At 61.9% G+C, this 25,979-nt stretch carries 27 protein-coding genes; 13 read left to right on the top strand and 14 right to left on the bottom strand.

The genetic code is table 11. The annotated features are described in order from the left end of the window. Positions 1-5: 5 nt before the first annotated feature. A complete protein-coding gene (locus FGW20_RS06035) occupies positions 6-1,196 on the bottom strand; it encodes a COG1361 S-layer family protein (protein WP_301677184.1) in 1,191 nt (396 codons plus the stop codon). A gap of 481 nt (positions 1,197-1,677) precedes the next feature. Between FGW20_RS06035 and FGW20_RS06030 the strand changes: the two genes are divergently transcribed. Then, positions 1,678-1,878 carry a hypothetical protein gene (locus FGW20_RS06030; protein ID WP_301677183.1) on the top strand — a complete coding sequence of 67 codons (201 nt, stop codon included), beginning with the start codon at positions 1,678-1,680 and terminating at the stop codon, positions 1,876-1,878. Between the two features lie 90 nt (positions 1,879-1,968). Then, entirely contained in the window at positions 1,969-2,634 is a 666-nt protein-coding gene (locus FGW20_RS06025; protein ID WP_301677182.1) for a 2'-5' RNA ligase family protein, read from the top strand. Between the two features lie 7 nt (positions 2,635-2,641). Here FGW20_RS06025 and FGW20_RS06020 read toward each other — a convergent pair whose 3' ends face one another. Then, entirely contained in the window at positions 2,642-3,031 is a 390-nt protein-coding gene (locus FGW20_RS06020; protein ID WP_301677181.1) for a hypothetical protein, read from the bottom strand. Positions 3,032-3,197: 166 nt separating this feature from the next. Here FGW20_RS06020 and FGW20_RS06015 point away from each other — a divergent pair, with 166 nt between their 5' ends. Next, a complete protein-coding gene (locus FGW20_RS06015) occupies positions 3,198-4,037 on the top strand; it encodes an MBL fold metallo-hydrolase (protein WP_301677180.1) in 840 nt (279 codons plus the stop codon). 302 nt (positions 4,038-4,339) lie between these two features. Here FGW20_RS06015 and FGW20_RS06010 read toward each other — a convergent pair whose 3' ends face one another. The 3 genes from FGW20_RS06010 to FGW20_RS06000 all read right to left on the bottom strand — a co-directional run bounded on the left by FGW20_RS06010 (position 4,340) and on the right by FGW20_RS06000 (position 8,189). Then, positions 4,340-7,198: a M1 family metallopeptidase gene (locus tag FGW20_RS06010; RefSeq protein ID WP_301677179.1), complete on the bottom strand. Its 2,859-nt coding sequence runs from the start codon at positions 7,196-7,198 to the stop codon at positions 4,340-4,342. Then, on the bottom strand, positions 7,195-7,725 hold the full coding sequence (locus FGW20_RS06005) for a HEAT repeat domain-containing protein (RefSeq protein ID WP_301677178.1): 531 nt from the start codon (positions 7,723-7,725) through the stop codon (positions 7,195-7,197). Before FGW20_RS06005 ends, FGW20_RS06010 begins: the two co-directional genes overlap by 4 nt. Before the next feature lie 110 nt (positions 7,726-7,835). Further along, complete coding sequence (locus FGW20_RS06000) at positions 7,836-8,189, bottom strand: hypothetical protein (RefSeq protein WP_301677177.1); 354 nt, start codon at positions 8,187-8,189, stop codon at positions 7,836-7,838. A 209-nt stretch (positions 8,190-8,398) separates the two neighbouring features. Between FGW20_RS06000 and FGW20_RS05995 the strand changes: the two genes are divergently transcribed. Both FGW20_RS05995 and FGW20_RS05990 read left to right on the top strand, forming a co-directional pair. After that, positions 8,399-8,884 carry a GTP-binding protein gene (locus tag FGW20_RS05995; RefSeq protein ID WP_301677176.1) on the top strand — a complete coding sequence of 162 codons (486 nt, stop codon included), beginning with the start codon at positions 8,399-8,401 and terminating at the stop codon, positions 8,882-8,884. A 42-nt stretch (positions 8,885-8,926) separates the two neighbouring features. Beyond that, positions 8,927-9,751: a hypothetical protein gene (locus FGW20_RS05990; protein WP_301677175.1), complete on the top strand. Its 825-nt coding sequence runs from the start codon at positions 8,927-8,929 to the stop codon at positions 9,749-9,751. 10 nt (positions 9,752-9,761) lie between these two features. On the opposite strand, the gene FGW20_RS05985 is transcribed toward FGW20_RS05990, so the two are convergent. The 3 genes from FGW20_RS05985 to FGW20_RS05975 form a co-directional block, all read right to left on the bottom strand. Beyond that, positions 9,762-10,355 (bottom strand): zinc ribbon domain-containing protein, encoded by a 594-nt coding sequence (locus FGW20_RS05985; RefSeq protein WP_301677174.1) that lies wholly within the window; start codon positions 10,353-10,355, stop codon positions 9,762-9,764. Positions 10,356-10,441: 86 nt separating this feature from the next. After that, the gene (locus FGW20_RS05980; RefSeq protein ID WP_301677173.1) at positions 10,442-11,104 is read right to left on the bottom strand and encodes an HAD family hydrolase; all 663 of its coding nucleotides are present in this window, start codon (positions 11,102-11,104) and stop codon (positions 10,442-10,444) included. Continuing rightward, a complete protein-coding gene (locus FGW20_RS05975) occupies positions 11,080-12,015 on the bottom strand; it encodes a phosphotransferase (RefSeq protein ID WP_301677172.1) in 936 nt (311 codons plus the stop codon). The genes FGW20_RS05980 and FGW20_RS05975 overlap by 25 nt, the downstream gene beginning before the upstream one ends. 114 nt (positions 12,016-12,129) lie before the next feature. Between FGW20_RS05975 and FGW20_RS05970 the strand changes: the two genes are divergently transcribed. Genes FGW20_RS05970 through FGW20_RS05955 form a run of 4 tightly spaced genes read left to right on the top strand, consistent with a single transcriptional unit; the run spans position 12,130 to position 14,186 of the window. After that, positions 12,130-13,017: a polyprenyl synthetase family protein gene (locus tag FGW20_RS05970; RefSeq protein WP_301677171.1), complete on the top strand. Its 888-nt coding sequence runs from the start codon at positions 12,130-12,132 to the stop codon at positions 13,015-13,017. A gap of 51 nt (positions 13,018-13,068) precedes the next feature. Further along, positions 13,069-13,254, top strand: coding sequence for a tautomerase family protein (locus FGW20_RS05965; RefSeq protein WP_074370114.1), 186 nt, complete (start codon positions 13,069-13,071; stop codon positions 13,252-13,254). 50 nt (positions 13,255-13,304) lie between these two features. Beyond that, the gene (locus FGW20_RS05960; RefSeq protein WP_301677170.1) at positions 13,305-13,652 is read left to right on the top strand and encodes a hypothetical protein; all 348 of its coding nucleotides are present in this window, start codon (positions 13,305-13,307) and stop codon (positions 13,650-13,652) included. Positions 13,653-13,703: 51 nt separating this feature from the next. Further along, positions 13,704-14,186: a DUF2124 domain-containing protein gene (locus FGW20_RS05955; protein ID WP_301677169.1), complete on the top strand. Its 483-nt coding sequence runs from the start codon at positions 13,704-13,706 to the stop codon at positions 14,184-14,186. On the opposite strand, the gene FGW20_RS05950 is transcribed toward FGW20_RS05955, so the two are convergent. Next, complete coding sequence (locus FGW20_RS05950) at positions 14,170-15,609, bottom strand: sensor histidine kinase (protein WP_301677168.1); 1,440 nt, start codon at positions 15,607-15,609, stop codon at positions 14,170-14,172. The genes FGW20_RS05955 and FGW20_RS05950 overlap by 17 nt on opposite strands. 370 nt (positions 15,610-15,979) lie before the next feature. On the opposite strand from FGW20_RS05950, the gene FGW20_RS05945 reads away from it, so the two are divergent. From FGW20_RS05945 to speD, 4 genes are all read left to right on the top strand, one after another. Further along, the gene (locus tag FGW20_RS05945) at positions 15,980-18,373 is read left to right on the top strand and encodes an ATP-binding protein (protein ID WP_301677167.1); all 2,394 of its coding nucleotides are present in this window, start codon (positions 15,980-15,982) and stop codon (positions 18,371-18,373) included. Between the two features lie 322 nt (positions 18,374-18,695). Beyond that, complete coding sequence (locus tag FGW20_RS05940) at positions 18,696-19,289, top strand: DNA polymerase ligase N-terminal domain-containing protein (RefSeq protein ID WP_301677166.1); 594 nt, start codon at positions 18,696-18,698, stop codon at positions 19,287-19,289. Continuing rightward, complete coding sequence (locus tag FGW20_RS05935; protein ID WP_301677165.1) at positions 19,286-19,441, top strand: hypothetical protein; 156 nt, start codon at positions 19,286-19,288, stop codon at positions 19,439-19,441. Before FGW20_RS05940 ends, FGW20_RS05935 begins: the two co-directional genes overlap by 4 nt. A 556-nt stretch (positions 19,442-19,997) precedes the next feature. Continuing rightward, complete coding sequence (speD, locus tag FGW20_RS05930) at positions 19,998-20,444, top strand: S-adenosylmethionine decarboxylase (RefSeq protein ID WP_301677164.1); 447 nt, start codon at positions 19,998-20,000, stop codon at positions 20,442-20,444. A 607-nt stretch (positions 20,445-21,051) separates the two neighbouring features. Here speD and frhB read toward each other — a convergent pair. The 5 genes from frhB to mptA all read right to left on the bottom strand — a co-directional run bounded on the left by frhB (position 21,052) and on the right by mptA (position 25,919). After that, positions 21,052-21,939, bottom strand: a complete 888-nt coding sequence (gene frhB / locus FGW20_RS05925) for a coenzyme F420 hydrogenase subunit beta (RefSeq protein ID WP_301677163.1) — start codon at positions 21,937-21,939, stop codon at positions 21,052-21,054. A 10-nt stretch (positions 21,940-21,949) separates the two neighbouring features. Next, positions 21,950-22,711: a coenzyme F420 hydrogenase subunit gamma gene (frhG, locus tag FGW20_RS05920; protein ID WP_301677162.1), complete on the bottom strand. Its 762-nt coding sequence runs from the start codon at positions 22,709-22,711 to the stop codon at positions 21,950-21,952. A gap of 115 nt (positions 22,712-22,826) precedes the next feature. Next, a complete protein-coding gene (gene frhD, locus FGW20_RS05915) occupies positions 22,827-23,375 on the bottom strand; it encodes a coenzyme F420-reducing hydrogenase, FrhD protein (RefSeq protein WP_301677161.1) in 549 nt (182 codons plus the stop codon). A gap of 10 nt (positions 23,376-23,385) precedes the next feature. Then, complete coding sequence (gene frhA, locus FGW20_RS05910; protein WP_301677160.1) at positions 23,386-24,753, bottom strand: coenzyme F420 hydrogenase subunit alpha; 1,368 nt, start codon at positions 24,751-24,753, stop codon at positions 23,386-23,388. A gap of 224 nt (positions 24,754-24,977) precedes the next feature. Then, positions 24,978-25,919: a GTP cyclohydrolase MptA gene (gene mptA, locus FGW20_RS05905; protein ID WP_301677159.1), complete on the bottom strand. Its 942-nt coding sequence runs from the start codon at positions 25,917-25,919 to the stop codon at positions 24,978-24,980. Positions 25,920-25,979: the final 60 nt, after the last annotated feature.

Below are 25,979 nucleotides of genomic sequence, written 5' to 3'. Positions count from 1 at the left end.
CGCGGTCACTCCTCCTTTCGTCGCCGGTACCAGTAGATCGCGATCGCGGCGGCGACGATGAGAACGGCTACCGCGGCTGCGATCATCGGGACCGGGCTCTGTCCGGTAACGACGACCTGCAGGGCCTGCCTGACCGTATGTTCACCGTAGTCGTCGGTATACCGGACGACGAGGGTGTAGCCGAACTCCCCCGCCTCGTCGGCATCAAGGGAGAAGATGGCGGGGCCGTCGTTCCCCGGCTCGATCGTCCCGAGGAACGCCTCTTTTGAGCCCGGGAGAGCGAGATCCTCGATCGTCGCCCTGACCGACTCCGCGTCCGCCGTCCCGGTGTTCTCCAGCCGGATCGTCAGGTCGACCGTGTCCCCGGCGGTTATCCGGGCGGGCTCGGTTCTGATGGAGGCGACGCCCATCTCGGCGCTGCCGACGACGGGGATCCCGATCGTCGCGATCTGCCTGGACGGCGCGAGATCGGCGCCCCGGTAGTCGACGGTGACGAGGATCGGGGTAAGCCCGAGCGGTGCGCTTGTATCGGTCTCGAAGGCCAGGTTCAGGACGGCGTTTTTCCCCGCCTCGATCTCGGGGATGTAGTAGTTCTCCGAGTTCCGCGGCGCGATCCCGCCGGAGGTCGCGTTGACGCCGACGGAGATGTCACTTGCGGTGGCCTGGCCATCGTTATGGATGGTCAACGTGACGTTGAAGGGCTCGCCCGGGTCAACGGACGCCGGGACGGTTCTCTCCACCCGGAGCGCGGGCCTCTTGATCAGGGCGTGTGCGGAGTTGACGTTCACCGGTACGGGATACCGTACGTTGGCGCCGTCCCGCACGCTGACCCAGACCTCCGGGAAGTAGATCCCCTCTTCGCCCGGGGCGCGAATCCGGAACGTGAGCGGGAAGGATTGGCCGGGGCCGATCTCGCCGATATCCTGGAAACTTCCGCTCATGACCTCGACGTCCGTACTGTGCAGGAGCACATTCTCGATGTAGGCGTTCTCCTCCGTCTCCGGAGAGGTGTTCATCTCCCCGGTGCCGGGGTCGAGCCGGATGCTGAGCGGCGATCCCGTGGCCGGCAGGGCCGTGCTCGTGAGCACCACGGTGATCGTCCCCTCGTCGCCGGGCATCAGGACAGCAGGGGTGACGGTGTAGTTGGAGACCATCACCGATGGAGCGGCAGCGGACGCCGCTGCCGGGATGAGCACCAGGATGAGAATGAGTGCGCCTGTGAAGCAACCGCTCGTTTGCCTTTTTATGCACCTCTGGGGCGCAGCCGTGGATACCTGGATCATCCCCCATCTCTCCCGGACAGATCGTCGGAGTCCTGGAGTCCCTGGTGTTTATATATAATCGTTGTGCATGGCTGCTCCCGCCTGTTCAGGGTGGTGCGTTACGCCGGGTATCGCGAAAACATTTTTATTGCCTGCACAATATATTGTGCTCGGGATGCGGGTGAGCCGGTACGGACAGAATGCGTGACTGCAACGATACCTCCATTCGTGATGCAACGCTTAACACCTCTCTGTACGTTCTCATAACGCCGTGCTGCTCTCCGTTCTCACTCATCAGTCCACCATTTTTCGCCATTCTCGCCGCAAGGGATATCCGACATACAACCTCCCCGGTCGTGAGCTGCCTTTATGACCCGGCGACGGTATACTCCGTCCACATTGTGAGGGGGGAGAGATGGAGACGACCCAATGGCTGGTGACGCTGACGTTTCAGGTGACGGTAAGCGGCGTTCGTTCGAAGGACGACTCGGTGGCTGCAGGCCTGGAACAACTCAAATTCGGGCTTTGCAGCGGAAAAGATATGCCAATGGAAGCGAGCGTCCGAAGGATCACGAACCTCGTCGAGGAGGAGCCAATCTTCGGTGTAAGGTGGTGATAGCGGCCGTGGCGAGCCTGCAGGCGCTAGGCGGCGGGGAGTAAATTCCGGTGGGAAAACGCTTTTTACCCTACCGCTCTCTTCGGCACCATGCATGAACTTCCCGAAACGATCGCCGTTGATGTTGTCTTCCTTCCGCCCGGCCCGATCATGGATATAGCGATCGGTGCGAACCGGACACTGCTCGCCGGCAACCCGGATGGAGGGATACGCCTCGACAGGGAGGGTTGCCTCCCGCATATATCGGTCGCGATGTTCCCGGCAAAGCGCAGGGATATTACGGATATCGCCGCGAAGATTGAGCAAATTACGCGGCGCTGCTCCCCAATGTCCCTGACGATCGACGCCGTTGCAAAACACCGTAAAAACGCGGGTGAGACCGTCTCCACGTTCCACATCCTCAAGGCGGAGATCCTCCAACTCTTTCACAAGACCGTGATGAACGAGGTAAAGCCGTATCAGGCACCCCCGGCGGGGCCTTCGATGTTCTCCGGGGAAGCGTCCGCGCCGTCCGTCGACTGTCTCCTGCGGTTCCCGAAGACTTCCGCGTACGAACGCTACTCGCCGCACATCACGCTCGGGTTCGGCGACCTCCCGGAGATCATCCCCGGGATCGACTTTCCCGTCCGGTTCGAGGTGACGAAGGCTGCTCTCTGTCACCTTGGGAGCCATTGCACCTGCCACCGGGTTCTTGCAACGTTCGATCTCGGTCTTCGGGCACACGGGGGGCGCGGCGGGACGGCGGCCCGCCGGTAGTCCGGGGCTACAGCAGCAGTGCCTTCACGTACGGCCGTGTGCAGGCGACGCACCCCGAGTAGCGGTTGAGCGTCCCGGTTTCGAGAACCTCGACTGTCGGGGGCTCCCGGTGCATGCACTCCGAAAACTCCGGATCCCACTCCGCGATCGTCCGAAAAAAGACCGTGAGCGGCATGAACGGCCGGGCCTGCACCGGGACGATCCAGAAGTCCGCATAGTCGGCGTCAAGCGTCGAGTTCCGGGCGAGGTCTTCGTCGAAGTAGAGGATGACCTCAACATCGCGGTGTTCCTGCAGGTCTTTCAGGCGATCGAGCCCGAGTTGCATCCCGGCTGCGAGGCCGACCCGTTTGAGTTCCGCCGGTTCTCCGGGGAAGAAGGTCTCATAACCTGATTCCATCACGTACTCCTCCTTCATAGCGTTTCGCGGGGAGAGGCTTCTTTTCTTCGGCAGCCGCAGGATACTTTCTTAATCGCGGAGTCCCCAGTATCTGCATGGATTCGTTTGCGGCCGAAGCAGCGCCCCGGATGATCCCTTTCGCGGCTACCTGCCGGAGGTGCCGCACATGAGGTTGACCGTCCTCGTGGATAACGCCACCCTCACCGACCGCTACTTCCTCGCGGAACCCGGGCTCTCTATTTACATCGAGGACGGTGGAACCCAAGTTCTCTTCGACGCAGGCTACTCGGACATCTTCGTCACCAATGCCCGGAAGATGGGGATCGACCTTCTCCGTGTTGATGACGTCGTCATCTCCCACGGCCACCTCGACCACACCTGGGGCCTCGACGCTCTCATCCGGCTCCATACCGAGGCTATCCTCGAAGGCCATGAACGTGTCGAACCCACGTTCATTGCCCATCCGGATGCGTTCCTCACCCGGAGCTGCGACGGCGTCGGGGAGATCGGGTGCCATCTCTCGGTCGAGGAACTCTTCCGGCACGGGAACGTTCTCCTGACCGCGCCCCCTCTCTGGCTGACCGAGAACCTGGTCTTCCTGGGCGAGATCGAGCGGCGGTTTGAGTTCGAGAAGGCGCCCCCGTGCGGCTACATCTACACGCCGGACGGTATCCGGGACGACACCGTCCCTGACGATACCGCGCTCGCCTGCAAGACCGAGGAGGGGCTCGTTGTCATAACCGGCTGTTCTCACTCAGGGATCTGTTCGATCGTCGAGCAGGCCCGGGAGGTCTGCGACGAAGACCGGATTGCCGACGTCATCGGCGGGTTTCATCTCCTCGATGCGCCGCCGGAGCAGATAGAGGGTATCCTCGACTATTTCGCGGAGGTGCGACCGGCTGCTCTCCACCCCTGCCACTGCACCGACCTCGCGGCGAAGATTGCCCTTGCAGGGGTAGCGGACGTCCGGGAGACCGGCGTCGGGCTGCACCTGGAGTTCGGGTGAGTCAGGGGGCGGGTTCCCGGAGGGCCGGTATCTGTAGACGCCTTTTTCCTGAGATCGAATCCCCTCCCAATGATCCATGCATTACTGGCTCACGCGAAGATGCGAAGAGGAGTTCCTCTCAGCGACATACCGAACTTCGCGCTCTTCGCGGCTTCGCGCGAGGTTGTCATCGGGATGGCAAATAGGCCTCACGCGAAGAGCGCGAAGCCGCGAAGGGATGTATCAACACGCTCCTATGCTCCGGGTTGCACCTGCCATTGCGAACGGCTCTCCCTCCCCGTCTTGAGGGTTTTGAAGTGATTTCAGGAGTTGGACCCCCCGAGGGCCGGGATCGTTCCGTGCTCCACCTCGTAGGCCCGGACTGCCTCCGGGGCGCCGAGGAGGAAGCGCCGGGCGTTGTTGTAGACCGCGGGTTGCGCACCGGGATCGAGGCCGGCAAGGAGATCCGCGAGCACCGCGACCGCCGGAACCCGGTGGCGGGGCTCCATTGCATCGATGAATGCAAACGCATCGAGAGCCCGGACGGTGCTGTACTCGTTGACCGGGGCGAGCCGCCGGAGCACCTCAGTAAGGTAGGCCCGCCCTTCCTCGGTCTCGAGCGACCGTTTCCTGTTCAGCGCGAACCGCCCATAGAGCGCCCGCTGCTGGTCGGCCTGCTCGGATACGAAGGTGGGCGAGGACTCGATCCGCTCCAGAATGGGGACGAGGTCGTCGCAGTCGCTTCCGGCGACGGCGGCGAGGAAGGATTCCCACGCGACGGGGCTCTTTGCTGACTCTACCGCGAACGATTCGAGGATCTCCTGCCGTTCCGGAGCGCTGCTTTCGAGGATCAGCGAAAACGCGGTGAGCCGGTCGGTTGCGGCCGTTGCTTCCTGGAACTGGCGAAGGAGCAGCCGGTGAATCTCGGGGGTGTCCCGGGTCGCGAGGATCGAAAGGCAGGCGTTTTTGCGCTGCCGGCGCCGGATCGCCGCGGCCTCTTCCTCCAGGCTGCCTGGCGCGGCGGGGGACGCGTTTGCCGCCTGCCGGTAAACACGAAGGAGGGCCTCGCCGCCGCCCCGTGCGGCGGCGGCATAGATCGTCTGCCGGACGTCATGGAGTGCCCGGTAGTGGTGGGCAAACCGCTCGTCCTCCACCGAGGGGAAGATGGTCAGGAACTGTCCGCCCGCCTCCTCCATAAGAGATTCGTCGGCGAGGAGGGCTGCGCAGAGGTCGGCGAACCGGTCGGAGACGGCTGCACCCGGATCCTCGAGGAGCCGGAGCATCTCCCGATCGGCGAGCGCGAGGAACGCGGTGAATCGGCCGACGATATCAGGGTCTCTCTCGACCTGGAGGTAGAGTTCGTCCTCCGGCGCCCGGTATGCGGTCCTGCCGTAGAAAGAGTAGCCACGGTTGAGCGAGAGGAACGCGGGCCGGTCGACGCCGTCGAGGACGATCTCTCCGGTTTCGTCCGCGATCCGGACGGTCACCTCCCTGATATCCCGGCCTTCGGCATCGACGAGCGCGAACCGGAACGGGAACTCCCAGAGACGGCCGCCGGGCGAGCGACTCTGGCGGTAGGTGAGGGTGAACCGGCGGCCGGCCGGGTCATACGCGGGGGATACCGTGAGAACCGGGTACTCCTTCTCCTTCAGCCAGACCGCAGCCATTCCTGTGAAATCCTGCCCCGCGACCTCCTCCATGCAGCGTATCCAGTCGTCGCGGGAAGCGTTTGCGTGCCGGAACCGGTCGTGGTAGCGGGCGAGCGCTTCGGCGAATGCCTCCTTCCCCATCAGTGTCTCGATCATCCTGACGAACTCGGGGGCTTTCACGTAGGTGACGCCCGTGATGAGGTCGTTCGGATCATTGAACCCGTCCGGCTCGATCGGCATCGAGCCCGCGCCCCTATCGAGCGTGAGCGTCCCGGCCGCGGGGTCGAGGAGGTCGAGCACGGTCTTGATGCGGGAGTAGGCCTCGCCGAAGAGGAAGGCGTGGTGCTGGTTCTCGATGTGGACGGTCACGGCCTCGTTCAGCCAGATCTCGAACGGGCTCCACCCGGTCACCTCGGAGCCGTTCTCGTTGTGGTAGTACTCGTGGACCTTCACCCGGATCAGGTACTCGAAGGCCGGGTCGGTGGTATCGGGTCCGGGCATAAGCCGGTTCGCGGCGATCGTCGTGTTCCCGACGTTCTCCATCCCGCCGAAGTCGGAGTTCTGCATGGCGATCTCCCGGTAGACCGCCCCGGTGTAGGCGTAGCCCGGTGTGATAGTCGAGATGAGGTCTTTGAGCATCTTCCTGGTCTCTCCGAGCGTCTGAGCGTCGCCGGTGCGTTTTGCCTCATCGCGCACCCGCACAAGCCGCCACACCTCCTCCCGGGTCTCGCGGTCGCGGTACTGCGCCGGGCCGGTGAAGAGGTGGACCCACATCACCGCGTCCGCGAGGATATCGAGCGCACACTCTGCACCCTCCGGGTCGGATCCGGGTTTTGCGAGGATTTCGAGGGCGAACGTCCGTCCGTCGGGGTACTCGAACTCGCGCTGGTAGGTGTCGTAGCACCCCACCCCGAGGAAGAAGAGGTAGGGTGCCATCGGGGTTTTGGTGTTCTCGTACCTCTGCACGGAGCGCCCGGGAGCGCAGGGGATCCGGGCTCCTGCAGGATCCCCGTTCGATATGGTGGCCGTATACCCGTTATCCGCGACGATTGTCGTCGTGTAGGTGCACTTCGCGGTCATGTCGTCGAGACAGGGAACCAGCCGCTGGAACCCCCACTGCTGGCACTGGGTGATCTGGGTGGGCGGCCCGCCGGGGCAGACCCCGTCATAGTAGAGGCCTTCGAGGACGTGGGTGCTCGGCCGGCAGATCGTCTCGGTCTCGAGGGTGAACTGTGTCCGGGGCGGGATGGGGGGATCGAAGGTGACGGTGAGGAGCGCGGCGTCCCGGTCGTAGGTATGGGTGACGGCGTATCCGGCGGACTCCACGCGGAGGATGTCCAGGTCGCGGGCGTTCAGGGAGAGCGATGAGAGCGGCGTCTCAGGGGTTTCGGCGGTGAGGGCGGAGACGACCCGGGTGTGGCCGTCGTAGACGTCGAAGACGAGATCCATGTGGACGATGCGGACAGGGAGTGCCCCGAAGTCCTCCGGGTAGTAGCGGAAGAGCCTCTGCTCTCTGCTTACTCTCCCGGTCAAAATCCCACCTCGCCGGTGATCTCGCGGAGAGCGCGGCGGATCGCCGTCCGGACCTCGGGTTCCTCCTCTCCCTCGAGCGCGGCGGCAAGGGCGTCTACCGCCCGCCGGTCGCGAAGTTTCCCGAGCGCGTCAGCGGCGGCAGCCCTGACGTCCTTCTTTCTGTCGGCAAGAAGGGGGAGGAGGGGCTCGACCGCGCGCTGATCGCCGAGTTCACCGAGTGACCAGGCGGCGCCGCGCCGTGCCCACCGGTCGCGGTCACCGAGGAGAACAAGGAGCGGTTCGACCGCCCGTCCGTCACGGAGTTTCCCGAGTGCCTGCGCAGCGACCCACCTGACCTCGTTCTCGCAGTCCGCGAGGGCGGCGATCAGCGGCTCGACTGCACGCGGATCGGCGCACTCCCCAAGCGCCTCCGCTGCCCGCAGCCGGTAGGGCGTGCTCTCGTCCAGGAGTTGTTCGATGTACCTGCCGATGTTCTCCTCGCGCCGCTTCTCCCTGTCCTCCATGAGGCGTTTTACCGAGCGCTCCATCTCAATCCCTCCAGATTTTTGCCGCACACCTGATGTCGTTTACGGTATATAGCACCTGGCACGGCATCTTCCTGTCCTGCCGGCGGAGGATCCGCCGTCCCCCGCGCCGGTTACGCGGACGTTTCTTCTTCCTCGCCGACGACGTCGAACGCGACGATCCTGTAGTTGTAGTACCGGCCGTCCGGGGCGGTGAAGAAGAGAAAGACCATCAGCCCGTGCTCGTCCGAGATCCAGAGTTCGGCATCTTCATCGACGCTGTAGTATTCAAAGCCGAACCCGGCAAGCGCATCCTCGATGGCGCTGCCTGCACCCATTTCCCTGACCATCTCGAACGTCGCGGCCAGGGGGTACTGCCGCTCCTCGAGTGCAGATACCTGGAGCCGCGCCTGTTTCTCCGCAAGGAAGAGGCTGTCCAGGGTAACCATGATCTCCTGCACGACCGAATCCATTCCGTTCGGCTCCATACCCGTACCTTGGATCTGCGGTTATATGGATGTTGGGCGCTTGCGCCGGGGAGACGGTAAAAGCCTCTGCGGGATGGCGGAGCAATCATTTCCCTTCTATCGGCGCACGAAGGAAATTATCTCTCACAGCGGTAGCCGGTTCGTCGTTATCATCGTCATGGCACCGCAATAGCGAAACCCTAAAACATCCTGGTGCAAATAAAAGTTTAATGGCAGAAGGCAGGCTCAAGATTGTCGTTTTCGGTTCCTTCAATGCGGGCAAGTCCAGCTTCATCCAGGCGCTCGACCCCCGCAGCCGTCATATCGAGGCGTCCTCGGAAGAGGGGCACACGACCGTTGCATTTGATTTCGGCAGATTGACGGTAAGAGACAAGGCCGTCTTCCTCTTCGGGACACCGGGACAGGAGCGGTTCGAGTTTGTCCGGCAGATCCTCTCGCGGGGGATGGACGGGGCGATCATCGTCGTGGACGCCACTACGGGAGTGGACGCGATGACGAGGCACCTCTACGATCAGTTGAAAGCCCTCAAGGTGCCGCTCGTGTTCATGGCGAACAAGTGCGACAGTCCCGGTGCGGTGCCCCAGGCCGTCAGCCGGGATCTCCCGGGGGAGATGGTACATCCGATCTCAGCGCGGAACGGTGAGAACGTCCATGCGGCTCTTGACGCCTTTGTCGCAACCCTAACCGCGCGGTAGCGATCATTTTTACTGCCTCGAAGTCGTTCTTCTCTACAGACAATGACCCGCAAAGAGACCCATATCAAGGAGGTTGCCCGGCTGCTCACGGGTTTTTTCTCGAGCGGCGATGCCGGGGATCTGCTTGCCTACCTTGTCGCGGAGAGCCGCCTTCCCGGACCCCGGGCAAACCTGGAACTTGCGGCGGCGTTTGCCGAAACCGTGCAGGAGTTTGCCGTTGCTGATCCCCACGACCTGCACCTGCTGTGGGACCTCTGCGTCGAGCTTGCCTTTGTCTCGCCGGAAGATGCTCCAACAGGCGATCCGCATGAGGTCCTCGGGATCTGCGGCGTCAGGGGGATCGGGGTGATCGGGTCGGTTTCGCCGGCATGCGTCGAGACGGCGCTCAAGCACCTCGGGGAGGCCTCCGCCGATCCGCGGTGGCGGATCAGGGAAGCGGTGGCGACGGGGCTTCAGGACCTCCTCTCCCGGCAGCGCGGTACGACGGTTCCGGAGCTGGAAGGCTGGGTGGAGGGGGGTTCCTGGCTTGCCATGCGGGCCGCGGTCGCGGGGATTGCCGAACCGGAGCTTCTGGATGAGCCCGATCTTGCAGCGGCGGCGCTCCGGTTCCACAGGAAGATCCTGATCCGGATCTACACCGCAGAAGAGCGGCGGTCCGAGGCCTTCCGTGCACTCCGAAAGTCGCTTGGCCACACGCTCAGCGTAGTCATCGCCGCCCTTCCCGCGCCTGGTTTTGAGTACCTGCGGCAACTTGCGACCCTCGACGATCAGGATATTCGGTGGATCGTGAGGGAGAATCTCAAGAAGAACCGGCTCGAGAAGCGGTATCCCGAGACGGTGCAGCACATCCGGGCGCAGATGGGGTGATAGCGGTTCGCTACCGCTCGCGGGACCCCTGCGAAACCCGTGCCGCTGCTATGTTGAATGCCGCGTTTGTATCGGCATGACCAGTATACCGGCAGTGTGGGCAGAGGAATCGTTTGCCCTTGCGAGCGCCCCGCTTTCCGCACCGGCTGCAGCGCCGGGACGTGAGCGCCGGATCCACGAGGGCAACCGGAACCCCGGCGTCGTGAGCCCGTCCCTCGATGAGGTTCTGGAGGTGGTAAAACGACCCGTCGCGCCGGGAGAACGGGAGGGGGGTGCCCGGCTTCTCCCGCCCGGTAAAACCTGCGCCGGCGAGGTCTTCCAGTTTGATGCCGCACTGAAGTTGCCGGGCCATCCTTACGATCTCGCTTGCGACTCTTCTGTTCTGGTCGCCCCGGATACGGCTCTCGCGATCCCGTTCAGTCCTGTACCTTTTGCCCTTCAGGGCGCTGCCGCGCTGCTCCCGGTGTTCGGCGTCATCGGGGAACTCACCGAGCGTCACCACGCCCCCGCTCGCCGGGTGGGCCACGACGGCAAGGTGATCGGTGGTGTTCAGGTCGACCCCGATCCAGTCACCGGACGGGGTGTTATCCGCAAAAACCGGCATCACCCTTCCGACTGTGAAACATCTCCATGATCTTGCGTGAAGAGGAATGGTAGACCGGGTACCATATACCCACCGGGCCCGCTGTATCAGACGCCGTAGCGCCTCCATGCCTCCTCGACATGCAACGCCTGCATCCCGATCTTCCGGGGAGCATCGATGTCATTCTCGGCGTTGTCCCCGATGAACAGGACTTCGGGGGTGGGAAGCCGCATCCGCCCGAGCGCCGCTGCGTATATCCGGGCATCCGGTTTCTGGTAGCCGAGGTCTGAAGAGAAGATGACGAAGCCGAGACGGCCGTAGAGGCCGAGCATCCGCATCTCCTGCTCCGAGAAGACCCGCTGACCGTTCGAGACGACCCCCGTCTTCGTCGCGCTGAAGAGGTCGAGCAGTTTTTTGCTTTTTCTGATGACGCCGAGGCGCCTGAGCGACGCGGCCCGGAACGCCCGGGCCGACTCGGCGCCGAGCCGGGCCGTATCGATCTCCCAGACGGCGTGTTCGGCGCAGATGCCGGCAAAAACTTCCTCGACCCGTACCTCCGGGTGGGGTTCCCCGGTCTGTTCGAGACCCTCCCTGACCCGGCAGGTGTAGAGATCCCGCAGGTCTCCGGGAGCGATCCGGACCCCCTGGTAGATGAGCCACCGGGAGAGGCACCGGTAGGTCTCGATATCGTGCTCGTCGGTCAGGACGTCGATGAGCGTCCCGTAGCAGTCGAAGAGAACCCCCGCTATCGATGGATCGCGCCGAGACACGCCTCCGCCTCCGCTAAAAGCCAGTCGCGTTCCGCCGCCCGCCAGGGCAGCCGCGCGATCCTGAGGTAGCCGAGCGCCATGAAGAAGGGGAGGACGGCAGTATGATGCCGGAACTCCTCCTCACTACCACTGTAATGCCAGAGCAGATGGCCGATGTAGTCTTCGGCAGTCGTAGTGCTCCCGCCCGATGCCTTGAGTTCTGCGGCCAGGATGCCGAGGTCACGGACCGGGTGGACGTGGTTCCGGGCTCCCTCGAAGTCGATCGCGCAGATCTCGCCGTTGAAGAGATAATTGCCGAGCGTGGCATCGCCGTGAACCATGCACCCCTCCCGGCCGAGCCGTGTGCTGTGCCACCACGCCCCGAGCAGGCGGTCGAACCGCTTCCTCCGGGATCCCGGGAGGTTGTTCTGGTCGAGGATCGCGTGGAAGTAAGCGAAATCGCGCTCCCGTTTGCAGGAAGTTCGTGTGCCGTCGTGGAGCCGGCGGAGCAGGTGCGCGATGCCGGTCAGGGGGTCGTACAGGGATACCCCTGCATCGAGGAGTTCCCGCACGGTCGGGCCGGGGACGTACTCGGTCACGAGAACGGATTGAAACCGGCTGTTCGTGGCGATGGCACGGGGGACGCGGATCCAGCCGGACGCCTGTCGGAGCCTGTGAAACTCGTTTTTCATCGCCGCATCCGTGTTGTAGCGGGTCTTCGCACCCGTCGGCGCACCGAAGAATTTGCCGACCACAGAGAGTCCTGTCCCGAACTCATAGCGGCAGACAACGTGGGAAGCGGGCTCTATCCGGTAGACCCGGATCTCCCCGTGCCACCCGGCTAGCCGGCCGGCGAGGACGCCCGCGAGCCAGTCCCCGAACGCATCGTCGGTCTTCAGGTATCCTTTCCTGGTGATCACCTGCTGTACCACTGAACGACACGGGGGCCTGCAGGGCAATGAAGATACCCCCGGCACCAGACCCACACCTTTTTACCGTCCGGGCGTCTTAACCGGGTGCACCGGCATCAGCGTGAGTGATGAGCCATGATACCGTTTCGCGAGTTCCTCGAGAGGATACGTCCTGCAGTCAATCGCCGTATCGCGGAGACGGCAGGAGGCGAGGCCGATATCGATCCCGGTGTCTTCCCTCTCCTCCTGAAGGGGAAGCGGATGCGGGCGGGACTCCTCCTCTACATCCACGCCGGTCTCGCCCCTGCGGCGGCGCCCACCCGGCAGGCACTCGACCTCGCCTGCGCCGTCGAGCTTGCGCACGCCGCAAGCCTCATCCTTGACGACATGCTGGACGGGGATACCACCCGGCGGGGAGCCCCGTCCCTCCATCTCACCCGGGGAAATGGGCGGGCGGTTCTCGATGCCGTCGGCATTCTCGCCCTCCCCTACGGGCTCGCCGCCCCGTACGGTGCCGGATACGTGACGATGCTCGCGTCGGCCCAGCGGAGGATGGCGCGGGGCGTGGCCTGGGAGATGCTCGGGGGGCCTGACCTCCCGGCGGCTGAACTCTACGACGCGGTCGTCGCCAGAAAGACAGGATGCCTCTTCTCGCTCGCGGCCGCCTGGGGAGCTATGGCGACGGGAAAGGAACATGCGGCCGTCGCCGCGTTCAGTGAGTTTGGTCTCGCCGCCGGGAAGGCGATGCAGGTCGCCGACGACATCACGGATCTCCGCGCACCCGGCACGGGGGCCCGGGACTCCCGGCCGGGGTCGGAGGCGCTCCTTCTCCGGTGCGTCCCGGAAAATAACGGAACCCGGCAGGCGCTGGGACGGATACTCGAGCGGGAGGTGAGCGGTGCGGCTGCCCGGATCGCGGACGCCGGACGGCGCCGGGTTCCGCCGGAAGCGTGGGAGCCGTTCGGGAAGGCGGTCAGGGATATCGTGGGGCTCACGATGGGGGAGGAAGTGCTGGTCGGATGACGACCTGCGCAACGATAAATACCGTCCCGCCCTACCCTCTTCTGAGAGATCATGCCGGTAATAACCATTCGTATGGGCGAAGGTCGGACGCTTGAGCAGAAACGGGTACTCGCAGACGAGATCACCGCCGCGGTCACGAAGACGTTCGGTGTCGACCCACAGGTGGTCACCATCTTCTTCGAGGAACTCAGCACCGAGAGCATCGCCCGGGCGGGAAAACTCCTCTCGGAGTCGTAACTGCAAACACTTTTTTTGCTAAAAGATGCCTCCCATGAACGGGGAGAACCATGGCACGCGAACTTGACGAGAAGGACTTTGCCATCCTGAGAAAACTGGCTCCCGAGTACAGCGGTATCCTCTGCCCGGAGTCGGGCCACGAGTTCCACTCGATCCTCCCGCCGGTCTCCAACCACATCGCAGTGAACGAGGAGGATTTTGCAAAACGGGTTGCCCGGCTCTCGGACGAGGACTGGAGATACCTTGCCGACCAGATCTTCGCCGGCCGGGAAGACCTCGGGTGCATGCCCGAGGAGGATATCGAGACCATCATCGTTCGCATTCGGCAAGCGGTATCGGAGGAGGCGGCCGAACGGGTCGAGCGGCTCTACCACCTCTCCGGGTGCGGGTTGCTCTAATACTTGGCCGCATCCGGAAACGGTATATGCCGCGGCGACAACCAGACTTTCATGGAATTAAAAGAGCAACTTTCCGGTGTCCCCGGGATGCTCCGGCCGTTCAAAGCGTACCTCCGCGAGGCAGGACTCAACGAGAGCGACCAGGTCGTCTACTACGGCTGCCCCGGAACCTGCACCCCCTTCATCGAACTCCTGGGGTTCGCCGTCCGGGATCTTTCCCTTGAGCAGGTCTACGTGCCCTACGTGGACGAGGCGGCGGCAAAGGCGGTCCGCCCTGTCGAGGGCGTCGGGATGCAGATCTCCGGCGACGCGGTCAGCCTCGACCCGAAGGTGATCGTCCTGATGGGCGGGCTCTCGATGCCGGGCGTCCCGGTCGAGAAAGAAGCAGTGCAGGCGGTCGTCGCCGCCCATCCCGGGGCCAGGGTAGTGGGCATCTGTTTCATGCAGATGTTTGAGAAGATGGGCTGGCTCGACGTTTTCGACTTCGACCTGATCATCGACGCCGCCATCGACCCGGTCAAGGTCTGGCAGTGATCATCCGGCAGGCCGGCGGCGGTGCGGGAGGAGCCGGCGGCTTCTGTCTCGAGCCTGATTGGAGGAGGGTGAACCGGAACGCCGCACCGCACTCGGGACGCCCCGGTACCCGGTCATCGACCCATACTCGACCGCCGTAGCGTTCGATCAGGGTGCGGGTGATGTAGAGCCCGAGCCCTTTCCCGCTCCTGCTGCTCGTCCCCCGCGCAAAACGGGTGAAAAGGATTGGTTTGACCGTATCGGGCACCCCCACCCCGGTATCCTCGATCGAGACCAGCATCTCACCGTCCTGCTCCTCGATCCTGACGGTGATCTCGACTCCCGGATCCCCGAACTTGATGCTGTTGCCGATGAGGTTTGCAAAGACCTCGGAGAGGAGGTCGTCGGCCATGACCCTGACCGGTTTTCCCCTGTAGGCGATCCGGGCACCGGGATGGTGGGCAATCTCGGTCCTGATGACAGCGTCGAGGTCGACGGGCTTCGTCGCCGTCTCATGGGAGTGCAGCCTTCGTATCGTCGTGACGTTCTGGATGATCTCGATGCTCCGGCCGACGCCGTTCCTGAGTTTTCGGATCATCTCCTGTTCCCCCCCGTCAAGCGTCGCTTCAAGCAGGTCGGCATACCCGAGAGCGACGGCGTTCGCGTTGTTGATATCGTGCGTCATGATGTCGAGGTAGAGGTTCGCCTCGTCGTGGGCCTCCCGCTGTTCCTCTTCGGCCCGGATGCGGTCGGTGATGTCGGCTCCCGACCCGATGATCCCGATCGGCCCGCCGTCGTCACCGGTAAGCACGGTGTCCTGCCACGCGAGGATCAGTTCGTCGCCGCTCCGCGTGACGACAGGGTGCTCTCGCTGTTCAGGAAGGGTGTTTTTCCGGGCAATCGCCTCGTTAAAGGTCTGCCGTCGCGCCTCCCGGAACGCTCCGGGAACGACCGTATCGAACCAGTCTTTCCCGAGCAGTTCCTCTTCCCGGTAGCCGAGCATCTCGCACCCGTGACGGTTGACGAGCCGGATGGTATGGTCGGTGCCGATGGCGACGAAGAGGACACCCGCCACGTCCAGGTAACGCTGTACGAGATCCCTCTGTCTCTTCACCTCCTGCTCCCGTCCTTTGAGCTGCTCGGAGAGGGACGCGACGACGAAGGCGATGACGACGAACATCAGCGCGCGCCCGTAGTCGTTCAGGGTCAGGAGTTCGGGTCGATAAAAGAGGCTGCTGATGACGACGAGCCCGCCCAGGAGGATAGCGACCAGTATGCTCCGCTTCTCCCACCAGAGTGCGGTCAGGATGATCGGGATGTAGAAGAAGTGCGAAAAGACGGTCCCGAGCATCAGGATGGCGTGGAAGTAGTAGGTCAGGAAGACTGAGATTGCAAGGAGTGCCATGATGACGGCCACTCGCTGGTATTCGGTACGGGTAGTCACGGGGTGCTCACCTCGACGGACAAATATATGGTCGTAATAATATAAAATTATGAGTATGAATAGATCCGGGGGATTCCGGTGAGTTGTTGAAAATCGGGGTTAATGGGATGAGTTCAGGCGGGATCCGGCACAGGAGATCCGGCGGGGATGTGGTCTCCCTCCCCCGCAGAGGGTGCAACGGAACGCCTCCCCGATACGAGAGCATTCTGCCGGATGCGGCCGGTTTTCTGCAAACTGCCTATGTTTAATAGGTCGTAGAGCGAAACTATTCTAACTGCCTGCTTCACTGATGCGGCTGCCTGCAGGGCCGCGTCGCGTGGCGCGGTATCGCACCGTGCACCACGAGAAGAATCCACCCACTGGTGAATCCGTGTCAACAGACCTTACCAAAGCACTCAAAGCCATAGGCTATGCAGATGCCGAGATTCCGGTTCTGATGGAGTCGTTTCCTCCCGCCGTCACCGAGTACCTGCGGGACTTCCGGCTGCAGGAGGTTCGCGACATCGTCGAGACGCTCCTCTACATCTACATCGCCCAGAACAGCGCGTCGTCCCGGGGAGAAGGGGCGGGCGTGGTCGAACAGAGCTGTTATGCCTACACGTCCGGGCCGCTCTTTGCGCTCAGGCAGGTCGGCCTCATCGAGTCCGCTTCCTGCCACGGCACGACGGTGTTAAACGCGACCTCTACCGGCGAAGCGATAGCCCGGCCGCTGATGGAGGCACGGCTCCGGGCGCTCGATATCGGTGGGCTGGCCCGCGAGATCCACGAGGTCGTGCCGGCGCTTCTTGCAGGGACGGTGAAGGGATCGTTTGTCAACAAGACCTTCCCGTCCATGCTCCCCCGCACCGAAGAGACGTTCATCAGTTTCCTCCTCAATAACTGTCCGGGCCTCTTTCTCGAGTGCGAACGGTTTGCTTCCCGGCTCAGGGCCGCCGGGTGTGCGGTTCTCGCCTACGCTTACGACCTCGACGGTGCACGGGCCGACGGCGTCGTCTACACCTTCCCGCCGGAGTTCGCGTACATCCTCAAGGGGGTGCTCGAGCGGATCGATCCGGCGATCAGGGAGCACTACGACATGCTCCTCGAGTCGTTCTACTCGACGTTCACCGTTCTGCGCTACCTTGCCTGCGGTGAGGACTACGACCGTATCCGCGCATCGGCCGCCCACCGCCGCGAACTCGCGAGGGTGCTCGCGGAACTCGACGACGCGATCTACGTCCTCGAAGGGGTGCGTGAGGAGGACGGGGTCGACCTCGCCCGGTTCATCGTCAAGGACCGGAACCTCTACGATATGCACCTGCGTGATCTCGGGCGGGCGCTGATGGCCGAGGTCGCCGAGAAGATCGTCATCGGCCGCTCTGTTCCGGCGGAGGAGCCCTCCTCCCCCATCTCCGAGGAACCGTCTCTCGATGCGGAGGAGACCCCCGTCCTGACGCCCGTACTCCCGGTTGAGGACGAGTGGGAGGAACTCATCTCCCCCGACGAAGAGGAGGATGAGGAGACGATTGAGGAACCGCTCCCGATCACGCCGCCGCCCACACCCCGGGCGTCTCAAACTCCAACCCCTCGACCCGTCGTTCCCGTTGAAACGTCGTCACTCGCATCTGACAGTACTCAAACCCCTGCTTTGAAACCTACAGTTTTCTCTGGTTCTGACAGACCGTCGCGCGTGCCGGCAGACGTTCCCCGCGCGGGGGGGTTCGACATCTTCCTCGGGCATGCGCAGGACGGGCAGCAGGTCAACTGGTCGCCCGGCCGGCTCAACAACGGCCACATGATCATCCTCGGCGGTTCGGGCGCCGGCAAGACCGAGACGATCCGGTGCGTCGCCTCAGAACTCGCGGCAAAGGAGATGCCGGTCGTCCTGATCGATTTTCACGGGGACATGGCCGCGAGCGACGGAGATATCCGGTCGTACAAGATCCGCGAGGGCGGTGAGTACTACTTCAACCCGCTGGAACTCGATTCCGATATCGACGAGATCACCCCGCTCCGGGCGACCTCGGATTTCGTCGACGCCATCTCGATCAACTTCCCGACGCTCGGGATCCAGCAGCGCAGAAAGATTAAGAACATCATCAAGGACTGCTACCGGACGTCCGGGATCACGGGGAAGACCGAGACCTGGACGCGGGTGCTCGACTTCGACGACATCGAGGGCGAGATCATGAACTGCGAGGACGAGGCGATCCCGGCCTACCTCGAGGACATCTTTGACTACAAGCTCTTCTCGGGCGAGGAGAAGATCTCGATTCCCACGATCCTCTCCGGCGGGATCACCCATATCAACCTAAACGCCCTCCCGGAGAACCTGCGCTACCTCTTCGCGGACCTCTTCCTGCGGCGGATCTACTATACCCTCCAGGCGACGGGCGAGATCCCGCGTGGAGCGGAGGACGAGCGGGCGAAGTTCCGGCTCTTTGTCATCGTCGACGAGGCGAAACTCCTGGTGAGCCAGAAGAGCGGTTCGAAGACCTCGATCAAGGCTGTCCTGAACAAGTACGCGACCGAGATGCGGAAGTTCGGGGTCTCGCTGATCCTCGCATCGCAGCTGATCGCCCACTTCAACGAGGAGATCCTCGCGAACATCGCCGTGAAGTTCTGCATGCGCTCCGAGAACAAGAAGCAAGCCCAGGAGAACGCCAAGTTCTTCGAGGTGAGCGAGAAGGATCTCCTCAACTTCCAGCCGGGGGAGGGGATCCTGATCATTGGTTCGGAGAAGATGAACATCCGGATCGTCCCGGCGTCCGAGCGGAACCATTAGTGAAGCAGTGCACGTTGCTCCGGTGATTCCCAATGCGCGGGGAGGATTGTCATCTCTCGCGAAGTGCGAGCCGCGAGGGACGGTAGAGGGTTATCTGTAACTCCCTTCGCGGCTTCGCGTTCTTCGCGTGAGGCCATATCATCGCTTATAAACCGTTAACTCACGCGAAGCCGCGAAGAACGCGAAGACCTGTTTGGTTACGAGTTGCCCCGCTTCGTGCGAGGGGGGTCGCTGGTTTGACCCCCGGCGGGTTTCCTCGGAGGCTCCAGCGAAGCACCGGGACCGGGAAAACCCTTATCTCAGGCCGTGCCGGAGTTCTGGTATGACCGGCCCTGACACGCTCGATGAGTATCGCGAGAAGAGGGATTTCTACCGGACGCCGGAGCCGTCGGGAGAGCGGGAAGCGGCTGCCCATCCCATCTTCGTCATCCAGAAGCACGCAGCGAGCACGCTCCACTACGACTTCCGCCTGGAGGCCGACGGGGTGTTGAAGTCCTGGGCGGTTCCGAAAGGGCCGTCAATGAGCCCGAAGGAGAAGCGCCTCGCCGTGCCGACGGAGGATCATCCGCTCGACTACGCCGATTTCGAGGGCGTCATCCCGGAGGGGAGTTATGGGGCCGGGACGGTTCTTGTCTGGGACCGGGGAACCTACCAGAACCTCACGGAGAAGGAGGGGGAGAGGGTCGGGGTTGCCGAGGCCCTCCGGCGGGGTCACGTGTCCTTCTGGCTCGAGGGGGAGAAACTCCGGGGCGGGTACGCCCTCACCCGTTTCAGGACCGGGAAGGGCGAGGCCTGGCTGCTCGTGAAGATGGACGATGCCGAGGCTGACCCCGGCAGAAACCCGGTCGCGACGGAGCCGCGATCGGTTGTCTCCGGCCGATCACTCGAAGAGATAGCGGCGGAGGAGAGCATGTGACGGGTGAACCGCCACGGAGGAGAAGGCCTCCCGATATCCCGGTGGAGATGGGCGAGTTCATCTGTCCGTTCTGTGGCAGGCACTACCCCACGATCGAAGCCCTTCATGCCCACGTCCGGCGCACGCACCGGCAGCCCCCGGAGGTCCGGTGAAGGAATCCACCTGCGGCAGGTCGTGCCCAAAAACCCCGGCGAAGTGCATGACGGGAGGCCGGGGGTGCGCGTCGCCCGGCAGAGATGCTCTAATTTCAGGTGCCGGGAGAGGGGTTCCGTAGTCGTCGCCCGGCTGCTTTTCGGTCGGGATCGAGGCCGGTGCGAGGGCGGATATTTCCTATCTCCAACTTATTGGTTTTTCACATCCGAAATGATATCGGGAAGCCGTGCTGAAAAAAGATCTGTCTTTTAAGGCCCCTTCTGCCTGAAAACCCCCGGAGCAAAGTCCGCGGAAAAAATTTGCCGACAGGGTTTATTCATACTTGGTATGAATCTTGCATTGGCTTTTGACTACTAAATGATGAATTGGTCGAGTAAAGGCACCGATTTAAAAATCTGTCAAGAATGTGCCTTAGAATTTTGGATAACTCGGAATTGCTCACGCCTAACCGGGAAATAAGGGCTATTTTTCATTAGCAGCATGGATAGGTTTAAAATCAGAACTATCAAAATCTACAGAGATCATTCGATCAGAGTTTGTCTCGAAGGTGAGATCATGGCTAGTAAAGTAATGGCAAACAACGCTGCTGCAAGCAACGTTATGGCAGAGACCGTAAGCGACGTAGAGATCGTTGCACAGTTCAAACAACGCGGGTGCTGGGGGCTGTACACGAGCGTGGACCTGAAGGGGTGCGATCCGGCAACGATCAGGGACGCAGAGAAGATCCACCGGTTCATCGTCGAACTGTGCGACCTCATCGACATGAAGAGATTCGGCGAACCACAGATCATCCACTTCGGCCCGAACGAGAGGGTCGCAGGGTTTTCCATGACCCAGCTCATCGAGACATCGCTCGTCTCCGGTCACTTCGCGAACGAGACCAACGCAGCCTACCTCGACATCTTCAGCTGCAAAGAATACGAGCCTTCGAAAGCAGCGGAGTTTTGCAGGGACTTTTTTGGAGCAGAATCGGTAACGCACCAGGTACTGTTCAGGGACTGAATACGAACATAATACCCGGAAAACACTTCAACGGTAACGTACGACAGTAGAGAGCCACTGCCATCTCCCGCCGGTCTGACCGGATAACCGCGGCGAGGCGGCCCCCACCCTCGATTTTTCCTGGAGAAAATAGCCTGGACCTCCGGGTCTGTAGACCCGCCCGGCTGGATAATCCTGACGGGTCTATTCTGTAAAACCCCGTTGCACGGATTCCGTGGTGGCTATCGCCATTGGGGGAGGGGCTGACGGGGAGTGCGAGCGAGAGCGAGCTTGAGCACCGATAGGTGCGAGGGGGGAGCATCCCCCCTCCCCTGTCTCCACCATACTATAGCGATGTCTGAAAACCCCACCCCGCCCGGCCTCCGGCCTCCTCATTCGCACCTGCGGTGCTCATGCTCCGGCCCCATGGCCCGTCGCACCCCACTCCAAGGGGCGGGGGCAGTGCGTGGCGATATCCCCACAGCCCACTGCATGGTGATATGCCAATCAGCGACGACCAGGGCAGTTTGACCGAGGTTGGGCGACCGATTTCACGTAAACCCGGTAAAACTCAGTCAACGGAGATATTCGATTGAGGGGAGGCCGAACCGACCGAAAAAAAAGTGTTTCAGGGGGACTCGTAGGGGTTCCGGAGACCCTTGGGGGTTCCGTCCGCCTTGAGGCCCATTGTCTTGCGTGCATCCACGTTCTTCTGGTTCTTCGTGATCTTCTCCGTGGCGAGTTTCGTCACGAGGTCGAGGCCGGGCTTGACCTGATCCATCGGCTTGGTCTCGAAGAGACCCGCGGCGATCGCGCCGTCCCAGACGGCGTTACCCTTCATGCTCCGCACGAAGACCGTGCTCCAGCCGTCGGGGCTGCCCACGGAGCCGCTGGAGATGTCGGCGAGGTTCGCGACGTAGTCCAGACAGACGTTGCAGCCGGGCTGCACATACTTGTGGATCAGCTTCAAGGGCATCTGGCTGACTGCACCGCGTTCGGTGTAGACCGTGAACTTGCCCTTGCCGATGTCCATCTTCTTGACGGACTCCATCTTCTGGTTGCAGTGGTCCTCGACGATTGCTTCGAGCGCCTGGTAGGGGAGGTTCTCCATACAGTAGATGCCGAGCGCGAGGGCAATCTTGTCGTCAACGTCACGCATGCCGATCGGGTAGAGCTGAGCCTTCCGGACAGCCTGAATCTGGCAGGGCACACCGACGATACCGACGCGGTCGAGACCGTAGCTGCGGGTCGCCTCCTTGATCAGGGCGAGGTTCGGGCTGATGGTGTAGCGCGTTCCAGCGGCGGCCAGAAGTTCGGCCTTCGTGGTCACGACCATAGGCTCCGGCTTCCAGGGCTCGTCGCTCGGCCCTGCGACGATGGCACCGTCGATGATACCCTCTTCGAGCGCATACGCGAAGAGCGTCGTGATGATGCCGCCGTCCTGGGACTTCTTTGTGATGTCCTTGTCGGTCGAGCGCGCCGAGATTACGGACTTGTAGTTACCGAGTACGTCCATCTTTCTCACCTCACTCCATGGCTCCCTTGATGGCATCCATGATGCCCTCGTAGTTGTTCATGACGTCGAAGTTGAACCAGCTCCTGGGGCACTGCGCGTAGCAGGCGCCACACTTGATACAGAGGTCGCGGTTCACGTTCGGCTTTCCGTACTCCATGGTGATGGCACGGACCGGGCAGGTGCCGGCGCAGGTTCCGCATCCCATGCAGAGACCCTGGTTGATGACATCATACATCAGGTCGCAGCCGCATGCCTCGTTGCCGCGCTGTGCAAGCTGCATCAGCGGCGTCAGGTAGGCGGTCGCGAGGTTCTTCTGTTCGTCGTTGCCGCGAAGCAGCAGGTAGGCCATGACGGCGACGTTCCTGACTTGCTGGGGGCACGGGGGACACGACGGGATGTAGAGATCGACGTCGACGACTTCGCTGATCGGCACGAACGCTTCCTGACCGGGCTGGTTCCACTGACCGCCACGGCAGAACCGGGTGATGTTGCCGTAGGCCGCACAGCCGCCGTAGGCGACGAGCACCTTCGACTTCTCCCTTGCTTCCTTCAGTTCCTCTACTGAGATCTTGTCGTTCAGACAGCACGAACCCTCGACCAGGCACACATCCATCTCGGGCACGTGGCGTACGTCGACCAGGGTCAACGCGTAGACCAGGTCCGCGTAATCATCGAGCAGCTTGAAGAGACCCTCGTAGTTATCCGCAAGCGTAACGAGGCATCCCGTACATCCGCTCAGGTGTAATTCACCTATCGTAATCTTTTCTGCCACAGGCTTTTCCTCCTTTTGTACAACTTCCACCTTTTCTTCTACAATCACATCAGAGGGCTTCACCGCGGGCTTTTCCTGCGGCTGAGTTGCCGCCGGCTTCGCCTCAGGCCTTTTCTCAGGGGTTCTCCCCGGCATCTCCGGTGGCTTCTCCCGGCGACGCCCAAAGATGCGTTCCTTGATGGTTGATAGTAGCCCCATATTCTACCCCAATCTCTTCCAGTACGATACGCACTGTTTTGGGAATGGCACCCTCAACCTCCTCAGTGAGCCCCAGTTCAAACTCATGGCTCGCGACACGCTTGGGCTGACACCCGATGATCGTGATATCGATAACGTCTTTCAATCGTTGTAGCGGTTCTGAGAGATCCCACGAATGGGCGTCCCGGTAAGTGCCCGGCGGCAGGTCCTCGGGCCGGAGTTTCGTCACATCACCGGGGTTGGCGCCGAAGTCGGCGATATCGATGATGATCAGCTTCTTGACCGGCACCTCTGCATCTTCCATCAGGGTAAAGAGGAAGTGAGGGGCGCCAAGGCCGGCATCGAACACCTTGACGTTGTCGGGCAGTTGTAGTTTCTGGAGTTCCTCGACGACTGCAGGACCGAACCCGTCGTCTGCATAGAGGGGGTTGCCGCATCCTGCGATCACGATCTCACGGAATAGCATGCGTGTACGCTCACTGAATGAGTTTCTGGGCCACCAGTCTCTTGTCTTCGTCGATCACCAACATGTGCGTCGCACAGGAGACACAGGGGTCGTATGCACGCATGATGACTTCCGCAAGCCGCCAGGGTGCACCGGTCAGTGCACGGCTGCAGGTGGGGAAGTTCCAGGTCGTCGGGACGAGCATGCCGAAGTACTCCACCCGGCCGTCCTTGACCTTGGCCATGTGGACGTCGGTTCCACGGGGAGCCTCGTTCGCGGCCCATCCGAAGGATCCGTCGCCCTGCGGGATCTCGTCCGCGAGCACCGATCCGGACGTGTCGAGCGCGTCGAGCGCGTCGATGATGCCGTAGGCGGTCTCGGGGAACTCCATCTGGCGTGCGATCTGCAGGCCCATGGCGCCCTTCTCGTCGTAGTTCTTGAACTGGACGAGACGTGCACGCGGTCCGACCTCGACGGGCTGTCCGTCGTAGAGCGGGACGCCGGTGCAGGCCTCCATCTGGGGCCAGGCCTTGTTCCCTACGGGGGTGGTGCCGCCGATCGGGTAGTTCGGGTCGGCCTCGCTGATCTCAACCTCGCCCATGTACCAGTCCCAGGGGCGGACTTCGGTGAACCGGTCGGGGAACCACATCGGGGTCTCGTCGAGGCTCGAGCTGCCGTAGACCGGCGCGGTGGCCATGTAACCCTGTCTGTGGTAGCCGAGATCGTCGGGGATCTGGACTTCGACGCCGCCGACTTCGGTGGTGCCGCGTGTCTGGAAGTCCCGGAAGACCGCGATCATGAACTCCATGTGCTCCTGAGTGAGCACCCGGGCTTCCTTCGCGAGGTCGTAGATCTTCGCCTTCGCCCGCGGGGAGATGTTCTTGTACATACCGCCGACCCGGGGGTTGCTCGGGTGGATGGCCTCTCCGCCGACGATCTCGCCGATGGTCTGACCGATCTCACGGAGCCGCTGGATCCGGAGAGCAACGCTCCTGACTGGTTCTTCCTTGGTGAACGGGTTGATCTTCACGTCGGTTCCGGGGATGTACATGTCCGGGAGGGACAGGATGTTGTGGATGGCGTGGCTGTGCATCCTGTTGGCACACTGCAGGATGTAACGCAGCAGTTTTGCGTCCTCGGGGATCTCGCACCCGATGGATGCTTCCATCGCCTCAATGCCCGCCAGGGTGTGCGCGATAGGACAGATACCGCAGACGCGCGATGCGATCTTTGGAACCTGTTCCATCGTCTTGCCGATGGCGAGTTTCTCGACTCCCCTCACCGGGGTGATGCTAAGCCAGTCTCCGCGCTCGATGATGCCTTCATCATTGACCTTCAGAACGAGCTTAGAATGGCCTTCATGTCTCGTAGTTGGGGAAATCTCTACAACTTTCGACAAATATATCGCCTCATTCCGATATTTTGGTGTTCTGAACACTATACTGGTGTTACCACACAATTCTGTACTGAAAACGTACATGAGTACGTTAACAAGGATTATGAAGAAAACAGAGTTTATATCTTTCGCTTCAGGTCATTCACTGATAATACGATGTTGTAAAATGGTAATACTTAATGTCAGGACGTTCCGGGCACGTATAAAAATGTGGGATTATATCTGATTTACAGTGTGCCCTTGTCCATCTCTGAGACGAGTTCGGCTATCGTTGCTTTTCGCTCCGCGTACGCATTATGCTGGTGGATACTCTCCTCGTTCGTCTGTTTTATGGTGACCACGGAGTCTCCGGGCAGCTCGCGGAACTGCGCGATCACCTTGCGAGCCATCTCACGTACGCAGTCTTCGACGAACCGGGGGTTCTTGTGAGCTTCCATCACCACGTAACTCTCGTCACCCCGCTTGAGGAGCTCGTAGATACGTGCACTCATGGAGTCCTTCAGGATCTTGATGATTTTTTCGAGACTGATGTGCTGGTCGTCGTCGATCTCGATGCAGAGGAAGCCCCGACCACGCTGGTTGTGTGTGGCCATCGGCACCTCTTCCAGGAACGTCGCAATCTTATCCTCCTCCACCCCGAGATTCTCGAGGACATGCAGGGCATGATCCTTCATGATGTTCTGGGCGCAGGGGCAGGCAGTCATTCCGGTCACTTCGGCGCCGATGCTCTTTCGGATGATCGGGTTCCCTTCGTTCCTCTGGGCTATTGCGCGTGCGTGGACGTTCACGACCTCATGGCAGCCCGTCTCGCTGACAGGCGTCTCCCGCCGGACCATGAACTTACTCCGCATCCGGACCTCGGTCCGTTCCGCGTATTCATGCCGGTCGAGGAGTTTCCTCGCCACTGCGCTGCAGAGTTCCTCGATCTCGTTTACATCCCCATCGATGGCCTGCTGCAGCACGTCGTCGATCACCTCGAAGTTCCGGGAGAGGTTCGCCCCTTTGAGGCTTCCCGGGAGGTCGACGAAGACGTCGAAGTTGGAGATGAAGATGACCGGCCGCTTACCGGGCCGGGCGACTTCAACGAGTTTTTGGACGTTTTTGACACCCACCCTGGTCAGGTTAATCCGGACTTCCGGCAGGCTGGACTGGACATCTGGCAGTTCCATTACAAATCCTCAATAGCGTATTGAGAGTAAGGTTTCTCTTCATCAACCTTAAAATGACCC

Source organism: Methanoculleus methanifontis, assembly GCF_030464365.1.
GTDB classification, from domain to species: Archaea; Halobacteriota; Methanomicrobia; order Methanomicrobiales; family Methanoculleaceae; genus Methanoculleus; species Methanoculleus methanifontis.
The sequence above is the reverse complement of the archived record's forward strand: the minus strand, read 5'-3'. Positions and strand labels throughout refer to the sequence as shown.